Source organism: Allostreptomyces psammosilenae, from assembly GCF_013407765.1.
In the GTDB taxonomy this organism is placed as follows: domain Bacteria; phylum Actinomycetota; class Actinomycetes; order Streptomycetales; family Streptomycetaceae; genus Allostreptomyces; species Allostreptomyces psammosilenae.
Genome location: NZ_JACBZD010000001.1, coordinates 4731274 through 4747284, shown reverse-complemented (window position 1 = coordinate 4747284; position 16011 = coordinate 4731274). Strand labels below are relative to the sequence as shown.

The window sequence follows — 16011 nt, the reverse complement described above, 5'->3', positions numbered from 1 at the left end:
GGCGTCGCCGGCCACGGTTGATCATCCCTCCGAGGGTAGTCTCCCGTCCGGCGGGCCGACACCCGCCCGGTCCCGGGGCCCGGTCGGGGCGCCGTTCCCCCCGGCGGTGGCCGCCGCCGGGAGCCGGCGCCGGCGGGCCGCCCGCAGCAGCAGGTCCCGGACGCCGCGGACCTCGGCGGCCAGCGGCCGGTCGGCGACGAGCCGCGGGGAGCGGGCGAGCAGTGCGGACCACAAGGCGTCCGTCGGCGGTGCGCCGAGGATGTGCTGCACCTGGGCCGCGGCCACCGCGAGCGAGGCGGTGACCAGCCCGCCGAGCTCCAGCTGTTCGCGGGTGCGCACCGCGCCGACCAGCGACATGGGCACGTGGTCCTGGTTGGACAGGTTGGTGGGCAGTGCGGTGGCGGTGGCGGGGAAGGACTTCTGCCGGATCTCCGCGACCATCGCGGAGGCGGCGAGCTGGAGGCCGGCCAGCCCGCTGGTCGCCCCCGGCGAGGCCGCGAGCAGCGGTGGCAGGCCGCCGTTGCGCGCGGGATCCACCAGCAGCGCGAGCTGCCGTTCGGCGAGGAAGGCGAGCTGGTGGGCGAGCACGGCGTGCAGGTCGGAGGCGACGCCCGCGCCGACGGCGTGGAAGTTGCCGGCGTGCAGCACCGCGTCGGCGGTGATCACCGGGTTGTCCGAGCAGCCGCGGGCCTCCCGCAGCAGCAGCGCCTCGGCGGCCCACAGGTGGTCCAGCACCGATCCGATCACCTGGGGGGCGCAGCGCAGCGAGTACGGCTCCTGGAGGGCGCGGGCGTCGGCGGCCGGGAGGGGCGGCCCCGCCTGCTCGACGATCCACCGGGCGGCGTGGCGGTGGCCGGCCAGGCCGCCGCGGGCCTCGGTGACGCCGTCCAGGTAGGGCTCCCCCGTGGCACCGAGGAGTGCGACCACCCGCCCGGTGAGCATGGCGGCGAGCCAGCCGAGTTCCAGCAGGGCGACGTGGTTCTCCAGGGCGACCGCGAGGCTCGCGCTGCTGCCGTTGACGAAGGCGAGGGCCTCCCGGGCGCGCCAGCGCACCGGGCGCAGCCCCAACCGGGCGAGCGCCGGGGCCGCCGGCTCGCGCCGCCACTCGCCGCCGGCCGCGCGCCGCCACGCCTCGCCGTCTCCGGCGAACGCCAGGGCCGCGTGGGCCAGGGGCAGCAGGTCGCCGCTGGCGCTGACGCTGCCCCTGGCCGGGACCACCGGCAGGAAGCCGGCGTTGTACGCCCCGGCGAGGGCGGCCCAGGTGGCGGGGCGGACGCCGGAGTAGCCGCGGGTCATGCCCTCCAGGCGGAGCCGCAGCATCAGCCGGGTGCTGGCGGCGGGAAGGGCGGGGCCCTGCCCGGCGGCGAGGTGGTGGATCAGGCCGAGGCCCTGCGCGGCGTCGTCGGGCCCGGCCGGGTGGGTGGCGAGCGGTCCGAACCCGCGGGTGAGGCCGTAGACCTCCGCCCCATCGGCGAGCGCCCGCTCCAGGCGGTCGGCGCTGGCGTCCATCCGCGCGCGGGCACCGGGTTCGAGGACCAGGCGGGCGTGCTCGGTGGAGCGCACCAGGTCGCGGGCCGAGTGGTACGTCATGCCGCGCCGCTCCCCCCGTGCCCGTCCCGGCGCAGGTAGACCCACCACAGGACGGCGAGGGCGGCCAGCACGGCCAGCACCAGTGCGCGGGTGAAGACCCGGTAGCCGAACTCCGCCCCGCCGAGGCCCATCAGCAGCGAGCCGAGCGGGATGGTGGAGAAGACCGTCAGCCGGCGCAGGCTGAAGACCCGGACCCGGATCGCGGCGGGGGTGAGGCGGAGCCAGACCGCGCCGCCGACCGCGACCAGGACGGCGAAGAGGGCGCCCGTCAGCGCCATCGCCACCACCACGGTGGGCGGCCACGGGGCGACCGAGGCGGTGAGCAGCACCAGGCAGATCAGCGCGAAGGCGCCCGCGGCCGCGCGCAGGCCGCGCAGCGTGTCGTGGAAGCGCCCCAGCCGCACCAGGACGACCGTGCCGGCCAGCATGCCCGCCCCGTAGGCGGAGGAGGAGGCGCTGTAGAGGGTGGCCTCGGCCGGAGTGGGCAGGCCGTACTCGGCGTTGAAGGCGGGCAGCACGGCGTGGAAGGGGAAGACGACGAGGTTGCCGAGGGCGCCGAAGAGGATGAGGAAGGACAGCTCCCGGTGTCCGCGCAGCAGCCGGACGGAGGTCGCCAGGTCGCGCGCGGTGCCGCGGAGCGGGCCGCCACCGTGCCCCGCCCCGCGCGGCGGGCGGGGGCGGACCGTGCCCGGGCGGGTCGGGTCGGTGGAGGGTGCCGCGCCGGACGCAGTGCGGGCGGACAGGGCGTCGACGTGCCGCCGGAATCGGTGCACCGCGAGCAGGGTGACGGCGACGAACCCGAAGGCCGCCAGGGTGACGCCCCACAGGATCCCGGCCGCGAGCAGCCCTCCGGCCAGCAGCGGGGCCACCGCCCGGGAGAGCTGGGTGTGCACCTGGGTGAGCAGCGCCGTCCTGGTCTCCGGCCAGTGCGACGGGGCGAGGTCCGCGCCGATGTTCTCCACGGCGGCCATGTACAGCTGCTGGAGAGAGTGGACGAGCACGTAGCAGGCCCCGGCGACCAGCAGGGTCGCGGTGCTCGGCGGCCGTTCCAGGACCGCGACGAGCACGGCCAGCGGGACCAGCAGCAGCGTGAGCACGGTGACCAGCGTGCGGCGCCGGTCGGCGGTGTCGACGACGCCGGCGAGCAGCGTGACCAGCAGCAGGGAGACCACGCTGGCGGTGGCGACCACGGCGCCGAGCCGGGCACCGCCCTGCGGGGCGGAGCCGATCCACCAGCCGAGCACGAAGACGCTCAGGCCGGTCCCGGTCACGGCGAGCAGGCTCGGCAGCCAGACGGCCAGGAACGGGACGGCGCCCCGGACCGGCGGGTCGGACGGGACGGGCGGGGTGGGCGGGAGCGGCGTGCCGTCGCCACCGATGGCGCCGGGTGGCGGGGTGGCGGCGCTCACCGCGGTCCCTCTCCCCCGGCGACCGGTTGCCCCGCGCCCGGCGGCCGTGGTGCCGGGCGGGCGGCGGGGGCGAGCGGGTCGCCGAGGAGGCGGGCGGCCTCCTGGGCGAACCGGATCAGCAGCGCCTCGGCTCCGGGCGCCGCCACGGCCTGCGCCGCGATCGGGGCCCCACGCTCCGGATCCGCGCCCGCGGGGAAGGCGATCGCCGGCAGACCGGCGAAGCTGGCGACCGGCGCGTATCCGAGGCGCCGCTCGTAGTCCGGCTCGCCGCGGCGCGGGATCACCGAGGCCGCGGCGGGCGGGGAGTCCACCCCGCGGGGCGGCACCGGGTGCAGGGGCAGCAGCCACAGGTCGACGCCCTGGCCGCGGAACAGGTCGGCGACGGTCCCGCGGACGGCGCGGAGCGTGGCGGTGATCTCGGCGTGGCGCGCGTCGCCGATCTCGGCGCCCGCCTCGATCGCCGACCGGGTGGCGTCCTCCAGCGGATCGTCGGCGCCCGCCCGCCACCGCCGGTAGGCGTCCAGCGCGGTGCGCGCGCACAGCTCGTAGGCGGCGCCCCGCTGCTCCCACAGCCGGCCCAGGCGGACGGTCACGAGGCGGTGGCCGGAGTCGGCGAGCGCGTCCCGCAGGGTGTCGAGCGCGCCGCGGACCTCGGGCGTGTTCGGTCCGTCGAGCGCCTCCGCGACCACGCCGACGCGGAAGGTCTCCCCCGGCGGGAGCGCGGGCGGTAACGGCCCGCCGAGTCCGCTGCGGTACCAGAAGTAGGACAGGTCGTCGGCGGTGCGGGCGATCCAGCCGGGCGCGTCCAGCGGCGGCGAGAGCGGGAAGACGCCGTCCAACTGGTCCGCGCGGTGCGTCGCCCGCAGGCCGACGACCCCGCAGGCCGCGGCCGGCAGGCGGACCGAGGCGACCGTGTCGGTGCCCAACGCCACGTCGCAGATGGAGGCGGCCACCGCCACCGCGCTGCCGGTGCTGGAGCCGGCCGGGTCCACGCGCGGGAAGCGCGGGTTGCGGGCGCCGTGCCGGCGGCCGATGGAGAGCTCCGGGGTGACCAGCTTGGCGATGACGGAGACGCCGCGCAGGCCGCGCAGCGCGGCGGCGGAGCGCGCCGGGTAGTGCCGGTGGTGCCGCAGCCCGAGCCGGGTGGCGAAACCGGCCGCGTCCACGGTGTCCTTGACTCCGAGCCGGATGTCGCCGTCGGTCGGTCCGAGCGCGCGCAGTTCGGTGGTGGCCCGGTAACGCTCGTCGGCGGCCCGGGCCCAGGCGTTGGCCTCGGCGCGCCAGGCGATCGCGGGCAGGCTGCCACGGGTGATCAGCCGTACCCGGCTGTGGAGCGGCAGGCCGAGGTTTCCCGGGAGGCGCAGCGGCTCGTTGGTTCCCTCTGGGGGCAGCTGCGCGCGGGGCTCGGTCCGCTCGGTGGAGGGGGTGGGGGCCGGGCGGTCACCGGCGGTGGCCGCCCGGCGGGGTGCGGGCGCGGGGGCGGGATGCGTCGGCGCTGTGCGTCGGTCCATGGCGTTCGCGCGCTCCTTCGTCGGTTCGGTCGTGTGGCGCTGGCGGCACGCCGGGCGGGGCGGGCGGGCCGCGGGGCCCGCGCCCGGCCCGCCCGGGTGCCCTTCCGGAGGTGTTCAGGCGGTGGCCTCGAGGGCGGAGCGGAGGACGTCGATCCCGGTGCGCAGGTCCTCCTCGCCGATGTTCAGTGCGGGCATGAGCTTGACGACCCGGTCGTTGCGTCCGCACAGCTCGAGGATCAGCCCGCGCCGGAAGCACTCGCCCTGGACGCGCTCGGCCCGGCCGGGGTCGCCCACGTCGAGACCGGCGAGCATGCCGCGTCCCCGCACGGTGACGCCGGGCCGGCCGGCCGCGAGTCGCCGGGCCTCCTCCTGCAGGACGCGCTGGTTCTCCGCGACCCGTGCGGTGAACTCCGGGCGGGTCCACAACTCCAGCGTGGCGGTCGCGCTGACGAAGGCGAGCTGGTTGCCGCGGAAGGTGCCGGTGTGCTCGCCGGGCTGCCACACGTCGAGCCCCGGGGCGATCAGCAGCAGGGAGAGCGGCAGGCCGTAGCCGCTGATCGACTTGGACAGGGTGATCAGGTCCGGGGTGACGCCGGCGTGGGTGAAGCTGAAGAAGTCGCCGGAGCGGCCGCAGCCGGCCTGGATGTCATCGGCGATCAGCAGGGCGCCCCACCGCTCGGTGAACGCCCGCAGTCGGCGCAGCCAGCGGGCCGAGGCCGGGTACACGCCCCCGTCCACCTGCACCGGTTCCACGATGACCGCCGCCGGCGGGTCCACCCCGCCGGCCGGGTCGGCGAGCAGCCGCTCCAGGTAGTCGACGGAGTCGAAGGCCCCGGCCGGGCCGTCCTCGTAGGGGACGAACAGCACGTCCTGCAGGTCCACGCCACCGGCGGCCCGCGCCCGGCGGCTTCCCGTCACCGAGAGCGATCCGCGCGACATGCCGTGGAACGCCCCGGTGAAGGCCACCACGGTGCGGCGCCCCGTGGCCTTGCGGGCGAGCTTCAGCGCGGCCTCCACGGCGTCGGTTCCGGTCGGCCCGCAGAACTGCACCTTGTGGGGCAGCCCGTGCGGGGCGGCGATCACCTCGTGGAAGCGGGCGAGGAAGGCGCGCTTGGCGGCGGTGTACATGTCGAGGCCGTGGACCAGGCCGTCCCGGCTCAGGTACTCGATCAGGCGTTCCTTGGCCTCCGGCGGGTTGTGACCATAGTTCAGGGCGCTCGCGCCGCAGAAGAAGTCCAGGTAGCGGCGGCCGTCCTCGCTCACCAGCCAGGATCCGTGGCCGTGGGTGAAGACCACGGGGAACTTGCGGCTGTACAGGCGCACGTCCGACTCGTGCCGCTCGAAGACCGCGGTGTCGGAGGGGGCGCCGTGCGGCGGCGCCGCGGCGTCCGGCAACAGTGGTGTGGTCATGTCCAACCCGTCTCCCGGGAATCGGTTCGTACGCCCGCCGCGGGTGCGGCGGTGGTCGGCTCCCCGCTCATCGCCCGCGCTCGGCGCCGCCGTTGACCTGCACGATCTGCCCGGTGACGTGCGCGGCCCCGGCGGAGGCGAGCCAGCGCACCGTCTCGGCCACGTCCTCGGGCGTGCCGGCGCGCCCGTTCAGGGTCTGGCCGATCAGGGTGCGCTCGCGCTCGGCCGACAGGGCGCCACGGAAGAACTCGGTCCGCTCGACGTACCCGGGCGCGACCACGTTGACCGTGATCCCCCGCGGGCCGAGCGCGGCGGCGAGGTCGAAGGCGTAGGGGTGCAGGGCGGCCTTGGTGCCGGCGTAGGAGCCGGTTCCCGAGCCCCGGTAGGCGGCGATGGAGCTGAGCAGCAGGACCCGGCCTCCGGGCGCCAGCAGGTCCCGCAGCGCCTCGGTGAGCAGCACCGCGGTGAGCACGTTGGCTCGGAAGTTGCCCGTCCAGTGCTCGGCGGCGCGCTCGGCCGGGCTGCCCTCGGCCGGCGGCGCTCCCAGTGCCACGTTCCCGCCGGCGGCGTTGACCAGGACGTCGACGCCGCCGGCCCGCGCGCCGACCACCTCGCGGACGCGGTCGGCCCCGGCGGCGGTCGACAGGTCCGCGGCGACCGCCTCCACCTCGGGGGTGGCGCCGTCCGCGGCCGCGGTGATCTCCGCGGCGGTGGCCTCCAGCACCTCGGGGCGGCGGCCCACCAGCACCACGCGCTCACCGTCCGCGGCGAACGCCTCGGCGACCGCGCGGCCGATCCCGGTTCCGCCGCCACTGACCACGACGACTCGTGACATGTCCGATCTCCTCGTTCAACGGGCGCTGTGCGCCGATGTGCCCTGGTCGGTCTTGAGGACCAGGGCGGTCTTGTGCGTGCGGGGGTTGACCACCAGCTGGTTGACGACCCGGACCGCGAAGGAGTCCGGGGTCGAGGCCACCGCCCAGCCCAGCCGGTACACCCTGGTCAGCACCCGGTCGCGGACGCGCCTTTCGACGTCGGCGTGGTCGGTGCCGGAGCGCACCAGGATCCGCACCTCCATGTGCTCGTCGGGGCGCCCGTGCCGGGTCAGGGCGATCTGCACGTCGCGGACCTCCTCCACCGAGCGGGCCGCGTCGGCGATGTCCGCCGGCATCAGCAGGATGCTGACGAACTTCAGCTGCGGGTCGTCGCGGCCGAGCAGCCGCAGCGCCCGGTCCGGCCGACCGCACGCGCAGGTGGTCAGGCGTCCGAGGTCGCCGACCCGGTAGCGCAGGATGGGGTTGAGGCGCTCGGGGTGGGTGTTGGTGACCACCACGGCGCCGTCCACGATCTCGACGTGCTGGTAGGGGAGCACGTGGAAGGTGTCGACGGGGCAGGAGGGCCAGTTCAGCCCGACGACCCAGGTCTCGGTGGAGCCGTAGACGCCGTGCAACCGGGCGTCCGGCATGACGCGGCGGGTCACCTCGGCGGCCCGGGCGCCGTACGCCTCCCCGGTCCACAGCAGCGTGCGGAAGCCCGGCAGCGGTCGGCCGGTCGACTCGCAGAACTCCAGGATGTGCGCGATCTGACTGGGGGTGGCGTCCAGGGCGGTGGCGCCGAGCCGGTCCACGAAGTCCAGCCAGTCGGCCATCTCGTGCCGCTCGACCGAGCCCAGCGGGATGGTGACGGCTCCGCTGTGGTGGGCGAGCATGTTGAAGAAGTTGTGCGAGGACCACAGCCGGCCCGGGGTGTTGAAGTTGACCAGCACGTCCCGGGGGGACAGCGGGCTCCAGTGCCGCAGGATCTCGGGCACGAACATGCTGGTGGGCACCAGGCTCAGCCGGGGCGCGGAGGTCGTCCCGCCGCTGCCGTAGACGTAGGCGCCGTGGCCGCGCCCCCGGGCCTGGAGCACCACGTCCTCCAGGGCGTCGGAGATCTGCTCCTTGGTCAGCACGGGGAGGTCGGCGAGGCGCACCGATCCCGCCGGCCGCTCCGCGAGCCCCTGGTAGAGGTGGCGCAGCCGGGGCAGGCGGGAGACCTCGGCCAGTAACCGGTGCAGGTCCTCGGCGGGCAGCTCCCGGGTCTGGGTCCATTCGCCGCTACCGGCCGGCCGGGGGGCGGAGGCGGACGCGGGGGCGCCGTCGGGGTGGGCGAGTGTCATGCGGAGTCCTTCCAGCGGATGCGTCCGCGCGTGGACGAGGGGGGCCGGGGGTTCGCCGGGCCGGCGGGCGCGTCGAACCCGTCTGTCACAGGGCGCGTGATCGTCGCCGCGGCGGGTGGGGCTCGGTCAGCACCGCGCGCGGAGCCTGCCAGGCCGGCAGCAGCCGCGCGGCGGCGTCGACCACGGCCCGTCGCTGTTCGAGCGACCCGCGCACGCGCACCTCGTACCACTCCCCGCGCACGGGATCCGGGACGAGGACGCAGGCGAGTTCGAGCCCGGGGACGGCGGCGCGCAGCGTGGCCTCGACCGCCGCCAGGTCCGCGCGGCGCCCGTCGATCTTCACGATCCGTCCGGCGCGCCCGACCAACCGGTAGGCGCGCGGACCGGTGACCCGCACCAGGTCGTCCAGCACGTGGTCCACGGGGGGCGGGCCGCCGTCGGGGCGGGCCAGGCGGGCGCCGCGCACCGACAGCGGCACGGTCCGGCCCGGCGCCAGGCCGGGGGTCAGCTCCACGTCGTCCGCCAGGGCGAACTCCCCGTCCTCGGTGGTGCGCACCGCGATCATCCCGGTCTCGGTGGAGCCGTGGACCTCGTACAGGGCCAGCGACGGCGCGGCCCGCCTCACCCGCCGCACGGAGTCGACGGGCAGCCGGCCGGTGCTGTGGACGACGGTGAGGGCCCGGTATCCGCGCAGCACCGAGAGGGAACGTTTCAGCAGCGACCAGGTCGAGGGGACCGCGACCACCAGCGGCCGGTGCGGACCGGGCCGCGGCGGTTCCACCGCGCCGCGGTAGTACGCCGGCAGCCCCAGCAGGGCCGGCACCAGCGCCCCCAGCAGCAGGCCGTACAGGTGGCGCAGCGGCGCGTGCACCAGGACGGCGTCCGAGCGCGCCGGGGCCAGCAGGGCGGCGAGCCGCTCCGCCTCCGCGACCAGCTGCTCCCGGGTGCGCCACCACCTGCGCGGCGTGCCCGTGGTGCCGGAGGTGGCGAAGGGCAGCACGGGGGGCAGCAGGGCGAGCAGGTCGCCGGCGTCCCGCACCCCCAGCTCCCGCCAGTCCACCGAGCGGCCCAGCGGTGTCCGGCCGTGCGTCAGCGCGGCCTCCAGGCAGGCCCGCGGGTCGGTCCCGGGCCCACGCGCGGCGGTGGGCATCAGAAACCGCCCCCCAGGACGGCGTCGTCGGCCTGTTTGCGCCGCACCAGGTCCGCGATGGCCGCGACGCTGGCGAACGAGGTGCGCGGGTCGTCGTCGACCAGGTCGACGGCGACGCCGAAGACCCGCTCCACCTCGCCGACGGTGTCCAGCACGGCGAGGCTGTCGTACTGCTCGAAGAGCGCGGCGAGGGGCTCCGCGTCCCGCTCCGGGTCCAGCGTGACCCGCAGGACCGCCGCGACGGCGGCCCGCACCCGGGAGCGCAGCGTGATCTCCTCGGCGCCGTCGGTCTCAGGCATCGGCGACCGCCTCCCCCGGTACCTCGGAGCCGACGAAGTGGCTCGCCGGGCGGACCGGTTCGAACTGGACGAAGACCCGGTGCGCGGCGACGCTCGGGGAGAGCGCGCGGACGATGCGGGCGGCCAGCGCGGCGCGGAAGCCGTCCGGGCGGGCCTGGTCGATGGTGCAGCGGACGAAGGCGAAGGCGTCCGGGCCCAGCGGGAAGGGCCCGCTGAACGTCCGGTCGGGATCCGCGGTGGTGAACCGCGTGATCACATGGTTGACGTCGACTCCCTGTCCGCGCAGCCACAGGCTCACGTTCCTGGCGAACCCGCGCTCGACGCGGGCGTCGTCGATCGTGCTCTCCACGATGATGGTCGGCATGTCGGCCCTTCAGAGGTTGAGCGGGACGAGTGGGTCGGGCCCGTTCAGCAGCGTGCCGAGCGCGGTGGCCAGCGGGCCCCCCGAGCGGCGCCCGAGCGGACTCCAGGCGTAGCCCTCCCCGTCCGGCCGCAGCCTGTCCAGGAGGCGGCCGAGGTCGGCGGTGTCCACCGGCAGTTCGAGGACCTGCCGGGTGAGCACGGCCTGGTAGGTGGAGACGAGGTCCGGCACGCCGCGCCGGCCCGCCGTGTAACCCCCCAGGCGGGAGGCGTACCCGGGGAGCGTGTCGGCGGCGAGGCGGCGGGCCTCGTCCCGCTCGCCGAGCAGGTGCCGGGCCCGCAGCGCCTGGGCGGTGGCGGCGCAGGTGGGGGCGGCGCCGGGCACCTGGCCGTAACCGCCCGCGCCGCGGCAGGCCTCCACGAAGTCGGCCAGCCGCGTGGCGTCGAGCACCTCCTGCGGGCGGCGGCCCAGCCCGGCGAGGATCTCCAGCGCCGACACCGTGGCCACCATGTCGGAGGCGCGGCCGTGCCAGTAGCCGAACCCGCCGTCGCGGTTCTGCAGCCGGCGCAGCCAGGCCGCGATCCGGTCGCCGTCCAGCGCGGGGCGCCCGGCGGCGGCGAGGGCGCCGACCGCCCACAGCGTGCAGCGGATCTCCGCGCCCCGCCCGGGCATGTACATCACCCCGCCCTCGTACGGCAGGTGGGCGGCGTGCAGCCAGCGGGCGCGCTCCCGCGCCCGCGGCGTGTCGGCGCCGCCGGCGGCGGCGTCGACCAGCAGCAGGGCCGAGGTCGCCAGGCTGTCCCCGGCCGCCTCGACGCGACGGTAGGTGAAGCCGCCCTCGGGCAGCTCGCACTCCTTGAGGAAGGCCAGCACCGGTGCCGCGTCCGGCAGCGGGTGGCCGAGGGTCTGCGCCGCCCCCACGGCGCTGAAGGCCGCCCAGACGTCGGGATCCGGGTAGCCCTCCCAGCGGGTGAAGGAGGCGGTGGCGGTCTGCCGGGCGGAGATCCAGCGGGCGCAGTCGGCGGCGCGGGCGGGCCGGGCGCCGAGGGCGTCCAGGGCGCGCACGGCGCGGAAGGTGGCCCACAGGCAGGAGGCGGTGGAGGCGGTGTCGAAGACGTAGCCGCCGTCCGGCCGCTGCCGCTCCCCCAGCCATCCGAGCAGGTCGGTGCGGCGCCAGGGAACCGCGCGGTCGGCGAAGGCCGCCCGCCAGGCCAGTGCGCCGTAGTAGCAGGCGCGCACGTCGGAGTCCGGGGCGCCCGGGTACCACCCCAGCGCGCCGTCCTCCCGCTGGAGGCCGGCGAGCCAGCGGCGCAGCGCCCGCGGCCCGGGGACGGGCCGCCGCAGGATCTCGTCCCAGAGGCGGGTGGCGTAGTAGGTGGCCCAGACGTCCGGCCGCTGCCCCGGGGTCATGGCGAAGCCGCCGGTGGGGTGCTGGGTGCGCGCCAGCCAGTCGGCCAGCTCCCCGCGGCGGGGGATCTCGCCGCCGAGGTCGCTCAGCGCCTGGGTGCAGTAGTAGGTGGCCCAGACGTCCGAGGGGAGCCCCTTCTGCCAGGCGAAGGCGCCATCGGCGTTCTGGCGTCCGCGCAGGAAGGCCGCGGTGGCCTCCGGGTCGGCCGGGGCGGCGCCGAGCCAGGTCAGCGTGCGCACGGCGGCGTAGGTGCACCACAGGTCGGCCGGCCCCTGGCGGGCCCCGCCGTCCGCGGTGCGGTACGCGTCGAGGGGCATCGTCAGTCCACCCACTGCACGTTGGTCCGCTTCCAGTTCTTCTGGCTGCCGCCGGCCTTGCTCAGCTGCGGGAGCTGGGCCACGGAGGTGACCTGTGTCCAGTGCACGCCGATCGCCCGGAAGCGGTCGGCGACCTCGGCGTGCAGGGCGTCCTCGGGGCCGTCGTGGTCCACGTCGCGCTCCAGCACCAGGCGGGTCGCGGCGGCGTCGGGCCGCTTGAGCTGCACCAGGTACCCGGTGATCCCGCGGGTGGTGTACACGATCTCCTCTATCGCGCCGGCGTTCAGCGGGACGCCGCCGACGGACAGGCTCTCCGCCTCCCTGCCGTGCACGGTGAGCGTGGGCAGGTTGAGCCCGCAGGGGCAGTCGGCCGCGTCCCCGACGGTGACCAGGTCGCCGGTGGCGTACCGCAGGAGCGGCCGGGCGTAGTTGTTCAGCGTCGTGACGACGAGTTCCCCGCGGCGTCCGGGTTCGGCCGGCACCGGGCGGCCGTCGACCAGCACCTCCGCCAGGTGGCTGTGGGCCAGCAGGTGCAGCCGGTCGTGTTCGCAGGCGGCGGCGATCGTGCCGGTCTCGGTGCTGCCGTAGGAGACGTCGACGACGCGGGCGCCCCACTCCTCGCCCAGTCGGGTGCGCAACGGCGGCGTGCTGACCTCGCCCAGCAGCAGCAGCGACTCGACCCCGGCGCTGACCCGCTCCAGCCGGCCGCGCTGCTTCAGCAGCCGGGTCCACTGGAGCAGCACCCCGGGGGCGGCGAAGACGTGCCGCGGCGCGTACCCGGCGAACAGCGCCTCCAGGCGGTCCCAGTCGCAGATGCCCTGGGCGAAGGGGTAGGCGCGCAGCAGGGTCGCGCCCAGGTAGTCGGCCACGCCGGCGACGAGGTCGCCGACCGGGACGACGTCGGAGGGCAGCAGCGAGGCCACCCGGTCCCCGGCCCGCAGGTGGCGTCCCCAGACGGCGGCGACCGAGACGGTGTTCCAGGTGGTGTCCTGGACCTGTCGCGGGGTGGGGGTCGGGAGGCCGGTGGATCCGGAGGTCTCGTAGTAGCGGTGGTAGACGTCCCCGGCCGCCACGAAGCGGCCCGGATCGCTTTTCAGCCGCGCCTTCCGGGTGATCGGGGCGTCCGCGAACCGGCGCCGGCGCGCCTGGGGCAGATCCCGGAAGTGGGGGACTCGCAGGAGCCTGTCCCATAATCTGTCGAGCTTTTCCGCGCGCAGCGCCGCGAGGTATTCCGGATCGAAGTCGCGCTCAAGCAGCCGCAGACGTTCTCGGTGCGCCTCGACCAGGGACCTGTAGGCGGTGGAATCGGGGGACCACACCATGCCGAACCTCTCTCCGGGAACGGGGTAAGGAGGACGGGCAGCAACGGATCGCGGTCAGATCATGCACACACCCCACCGCCGGCTGGGAAGCACCACAGGGAAAAAGTAATGCGCGGAAACACTGGCGACACGCGCGTTCACATTCGTCAACCGAAAGCAACAGAACCGGGCCGCGCGCCCACTTTCGCCGCCTCCGGAAAAACCCGCCCGGCCTCGGCGGGCCCGCGTAGGCTGATCCGATGAATTCCACGCGATTCGCCACCGCCACCGACGGCGTGGCGGTTCGGTACATAACGGAGGACGAGTTCCCGCGCTGGAAGGCCGCCGTCCAGGTCGGGTTCCTGCGCCCCCCGGCCGACGCCGCGGACCGGATGCGGCACGTGCCGTACTCCCCCGGCCGGCTCCTCGGCGCCTTCGACGGGGACCGCTGCGTCGGCACCGCCCGCGGCTTCCCCAGCGCGATCACCGTGCCGGGCGGCGCGGTGCTCCCGGCGGACGCGATCGCCAACGTCGCGGTCCTGCCCACGCACCGGCGCCGGGGACTGCTCACCCGCATGATGCGCCGCGAGCTCGCGGGGGCGGCGGAGCGGGGCGAGCCGGTCGCCATCCTCGTCGCGGCCGAGGCGGGCGTCTACGGCCGCTTCGGCTTCGGTCCGGCCACCCGGCTGTCCGGCTACCGGATCGCCGTGCCCCGGGCCGGGGGGATCCGGCTGCCGGAGGCGGCCCGTCGGGGGCGGGTGGAACTGGTCGACACCGAGACGGCCGCCCGCGTCGGGCCGGGCGTCCACGACGCGTTCCGGCGTCGGCAACCCGGGGCCGTCCCCCGCCCGCCGGCATGGTGGCGGACCGACACGGGCGTACTGCGCCATCCGCTGCGGCACACCCCGGAACCGTTCCGCGCCGTGTACCGGGACGCCGGGGGTACCCCGACGGGGCTGCTGACCTACCGGGTGGAGGAGGCATGGGAGGGCGGGCTGCCGGCGAGCCGGCTGGTCGTGCTGGACCTGGTCACCGCCGACTGGACGGCCTCGGCGGCACTGTGGCACCACTGCCTGTCGGTGGACTGGGTGACCACCGTCGTGGCGGACAACGTGGCGCCGGACGACCCGCTGCCCCTGCTGCTCGGGGACCCCCGGGCGGCCCGGGCCACCGAGGTGGACTGCGACTTCCTGTGGCTGCGGATCCTCGACGTGCCGGCGGCGCTCACCGCCCGCCGCTACCCGGTGCCGGGCCGAGTGGTGATCGAGGTGGAGGACCGCTCGGGGCACGCCGCCGGCCGGTTCGCGCTGGAGTCCCCGCCGGACGGCGCCGCGCGCTGCGACCGCGCCGACGGCGAACGCGCGGACCTCCGGCTGGACGTGAGCGTGCTGGGCTCGCTGTACCTCGGGGGCGAGACCCTCGCCCGGCTGGAGGCGGCGGGGCTGGTCGAGGAGTTGCGGCCGGGCGCCCTCGGCCGCGCCGATCCGCTGCTGCGCACCCCGCTGCGCCCCTGGTGCCCGGACGGCTTCTGAGGACGGGCGCGGGCCCGCCCCGCCCGGTGGTCGGGCGGGGCGGGCCCGCGCCGGCCGGTCCGGTCGGGCCCCCCGCGGGGCCTTCGGGCGGGCGGACGGCCGCGCGGCGCCGGTGGCCGTCAGAGCGTGTGCAGGTTGTTGCGCAGTTCGAAGGGGGTGACCTCGGCGCGGTAGGACTCCCACTCCTGGCGCTTGTTGGCCAGGAAGAAGCTGAAGACGTGCTCGCCGAGGGTCTCCGCGACCAGTTCGCTGCGCTCCATCAGGTCGATGGCCTCGCCGAGGTTCTGCGGCAGCGGGCGGATGCCGAGGGCCCGGCGCTCGCTGTCGCTCAGCGCCCAGACGTCGTCCTCGGCGCCGGCCGGCAGCTCCAGGCTGTCCTCGATGCCCTTCAGGCCGGCCGCCAGGATGACGGCGTAGGCCAGGTACGGGTTGCAGGCGGAGTCCAGCGAGCGCACCTCGACCCGGGTGGACTGGTCCTTGCCGGGCTTGTACATCGGCACCCGGATGAGCGCGGAGCGGTTGTTGTGGCCCCAGCAGATGTAGGACGGGGCCTCGCCGCCGGCGCCGGCGGTGCGCTGGGTGCCGCCCCAGATGCGCTTGTAGGAGTTGACCCACTGGTTGGTGACCGCGCAGGTCTCCCCGGCGTACTTGAGCAGGCCGGCGATGAAGGAGCGGCCGGTCTTGGAGAGCTGGTACTCCGCCCCGGCCTCGTAGAAGGCGTTGCGGTCGCCCTCGAACAGCGACAGGTGGGTGTGCATGCCGGAGCCGGGGTGCTCGGAGAACGGCTTGGGCATGAAGGTGGCGTGCACCCCCTGCTCCAGCGCGACCTCCTTCATCACCAGCCGGAAGGTCATGATGTTGTCGGCGGTGGAGAGCGCGTCGGCGTAGCGCAGGTCGATCTCCTGCTGGCCGGGGCCGCCCTCGTGGTGGCTGAACTCGACCGAGATGCCCATCGACTCCAGCATGGTGATCGCCTGGCGGCGGAAGTCGTGGCCGACCGGCTGCGGGGTGTGGTCGAAGTAGCCGGAGGTGTCGGCCGGGGTGGGCCGGCTGCCGTCGGTCGGCTTGTCCTGGAGCAGGAAGAACTCGATCTCGGGGTGGGTGTAGAAGGTGAAGCCGAGGTCGGAGGCGCGCTCCAGGGTGCGCTTGAGGACGTACCGCGGGTCGGCGTAGGAGGGCGAGCCGTCGGGCATCGCGATGTCGCAGAACATGCGGGCGGTGCCGGGGGACTCGGCGCGCCAGGGCAGGATCTGGAAGGTGCCCGGGTCCGGCTGCACGAGCATGTCCGACTCGTAGACCCGGGCGAAGCCCTCGATGGCCGAGCCGTCGAAGCCGATGCCCTCGTTGAACGCCTGTTCCAGTTCGGCCGGTGCCACGGCCACGGACTTCAGGAAGCCCAGGACGTCGGAGAACCACAGGCGGACGAAGCGGATGTCCCGCTCCTCCAGGGTGCGGAGTACGAACTCCTGCTGCTTGTCCATTTCTTCCCTGCCCGTCTCATGCTGGTCTGCGTCCGTCGGGGCTCGTCGACGTGTCCGGGGGACCGCGACGGCCGCGCACCGGCC

Annotated in this window: 13 protein-coding genes; 1 reads left to right on the top strand and 12 read right to left on the bottom strand. The window is 75.7% G+C overall.

The genetic code is table 11. The features are described 5' to 3' along the window. Positions 1–21 precede the first annotated feature (21 nt). From FHU37_RS19665 to FHU37_RS19615, 11 genes are all read right to left on the bottom strand, one after another. Positions 22–1590, bottom strand: coding sequence for an aromatic amino acid ammonia-lyase (locus FHU37_RS19665; RefSeq protein WP_179815457.1), 1569 nt, complete (start codon positions 1588–1590; stop codon positions 22–24). Beyond that, positions 1587–2999, bottom strand: coding sequence for an MFS transporter (locus tag FHU37_RS19660; RefSeq protein ID WP_179815456.1), 1413 nt, complete (start codon positions 2997–2999; stop codon positions 1587–1589). Before FHU37_RS19660 ends, FHU37_RS19665 begins: the two co-directional genes overlap by 4 nt. Continuing rightward, a complete protein-coding gene (locus tag FHU37_RS19655) occupies positions 2996–4510 on the bottom strand; it encodes an amidase family protein (RefSeq protein WP_179815455.1) in 1515 nt (504 codons plus the stop codon). The genes FHU37_RS19660 and FHU37_RS19655 overlap by 4 nt, the downstream gene beginning before the upstream one ends. A 114-nt stretch (positions 4511–4624) precedes the next feature. Then, positions 4625–5920: an aspartate aminotransferase family protein gene (locus tag FHU37_RS19650; RefSeq protein WP_179815454.1), complete on the bottom strand. Its 1296-nt coding sequence runs from the start codon at positions 5918–5920 to the stop codon at positions 4625–4627. A 67-nt stretch (positions 5921–5987) separates the two neighbouring features. After that, complete coding sequence (locus FHU37_RS19645) at positions 5988–6755, bottom strand: SDR family NAD(P)-dependent oxidoreductase (RefSeq protein WP_179815453.1); 768 nt, start codon at positions 6753–6755, stop codon at positions 5988–5990. 15 nt (positions 6756–6770) lie between these two features. Further along, positions 6771–8078, bottom strand: a complete 1308-nt coding sequence (locus FHU37_RS19640; RefSeq protein WP_179815452.1) for a phenylacetate--CoA ligase family protein — start codon at positions 8076–8078, stop codon at positions 6771–6773. An 85-nt stretch (positions 8079–8163) separates the two neighbouring features. After that, positions 8164–9228 (bottom strand): AMP-binding protein, encoded by a 1065-nt coding sequence (locus tag FHU37_RS19635; RefSeq protein ID WP_179815451.1) that lies wholly within the window; start codon positions 9226–9228, stop codon positions 8164–8166. Then, complete coding sequence (locus FHU37_RS19630) at positions 9228–9527, bottom strand: hypothetical protein (RefSeq protein ID WP_179815450.1); 300 nt, start codon at positions 9525–9527, stop codon at positions 9228–9230. The genes FHU37_RS19635 and FHU37_RS19630 overlap by 1 nt, the downstream gene beginning before the upstream one ends. Beyond that, positions 9520–9891, bottom strand: a complete 372-nt coding sequence (locus FHU37_RS19625) for a hypothetical protein (protein ID WP_179815449.1) — start codon at positions 9889–9891, stop codon at positions 9520–9522. The genes FHU37_RS19630 and FHU37_RS19625 overlap by 8 nt, the downstream gene beginning before the upstream one ends. Positions 9892–9900: 9 nt before the next feature. Further along, positions 9901–11613 carry a prenyltransferase/squalene oxidase repeat-containing protein gene (locus FHU37_RS19620; protein ID WP_179815448.1) on the bottom strand — a complete coding sequence of 571 codons (1713 nt, stop codon included), beginning with the start codon at positions 11611–11613 and terminating at the stop codon, positions 9901–9903. 2 nt (positions 11614–11615) lie between these two features. After that, positions 11616–12935, bottom strand: coding sequence for a phenylacetate--CoA ligase family protein (locus tag FHU37_RS19615; protein ID WP_179815447.1), 1320 nt, complete (start codon positions 12933–12935; stop codon positions 11616–11618). Between the two features lie 239 nt (positions 12936–13174). Between FHU37_RS19615 and FHU37_RS19610 the strand changes: the two genes are divergently transcribed. Then, positions 13175–14446 carry a GNAT family N-acetyltransferase gene (locus FHU37_RS19610; RefSeq protein ID WP_179815446.1) on the top strand — a complete coding sequence of 424 codons (1272 nt, stop codon included), beginning with the start codon at positions 13175–13177 and terminating at the stop codon, positions 14444–14446. A gap of 119 nt (positions 14447–14565) precedes the next feature. Here FHU37_RS19610 and glnA2 read toward each other — a convergent pair whose 3' ends face one another. Continuing rightward, positions 14566–15927, bottom strand: coding sequence for a gamma-glutamylpolyamine synthetase GlnA2 (gene glnA2, locus FHU37_RS19605; RefSeq protein WP_179815445.1), 1362 nt, complete (start codon positions 15925–15927; stop codon positions 14566–14568). Positions 15928–16011: the final 84 nt, after the last annotated feature.

Excerpts from the sequence above, each read along its gene's own strand:
- FHU37_RS19665 (WP_179815457.1), bottom strand. The coding sequence starts at position 1,590 with ATGACGTACCACTCGGCCCGCGACCTGGTGCGCTCCACCGAGCACGCC.
- FHU37_RS19655 (WP_179815455.1), bottom strand. The coding sequence starts at position 4,510 with ATGGACCGACGCACAGCGCCGACGCATCCCGCCCCCGCGCCCGCACCC.
- FHU37_RS19650 (WP_179815454.1), bottom strand. The coding sequence starts at position 5,920 with ATGACCACACCACTGTTGCCGGACGCCGCGGCGCCGCCGCACGGCGCC.
- FHU37_RS19645 (WP_179815453.1), bottom strand. The coding sequence starts at position 6,755 with ATGTCACGAGTCGTCGTGGTCAGTGGCGGCGGAACCGGGATCGGCCGC.
- FHU37_RS19640 (WP_179815452.1), bottom strand. The coding sequence starts at position 8,078 with ATGACACTCGCCCACCCCGACGGCGCCCCCGCGTCCGCCTCCGCCCCC.
- FHU37_RS19635 (WP_179815451.1), bottom strand. The coding sequence starts at position 9,228 with ATGCCCACCGCCGCGCGTGGGCCCGGGACCGACCCGCGGGCCTGCCTG.
- FHU37_RS19630 (WP_179815450.1), bottom strand. The coding sequence starts at position 9,527 with ATGCCTGAGACCGACGGCGCCGAGGAGATCACGCTGCGCTCCCGGGTG.
- FHU37_RS19625 (WP_179815449.1), bottom strand. The coding sequence starts at position 9,891 with ATGCCGACCATCATCGTGGAGAGCACGATCGACGACGCCCGCGTCGAG.
- FHU37_RS19620 (WP_179815448.1), bottom strand. The coding sequence starts at position 11,613 with ATGCCCCTCGACGCGTACCGCACCGCGGACGGCGGGGCCCGCCAGGGG.
- FHU37_RS19615 (WP_179815447.1), bottom strand. The coding sequence starts at position 12,935 with ATGGTGTGGTCCCCCGATTCCACCGCCTACAGGTCCCTGGTCGAGGCG.
- FHU37_RS19610 (WP_179815446.1), top strand. The coding sequence starts at position 13,175 with ATGAATTCCACGCGATTCGCCACCGCCACCGACGGCGTGGCGGTTCGG.
- glnA2 (WP_179815445.1), bottom strand. The coding sequence starts at position 15,927 with ATGGACAAGCAGCAGGAGTTCGTACTCCGCACCCTGGAGGAGCGGGAC.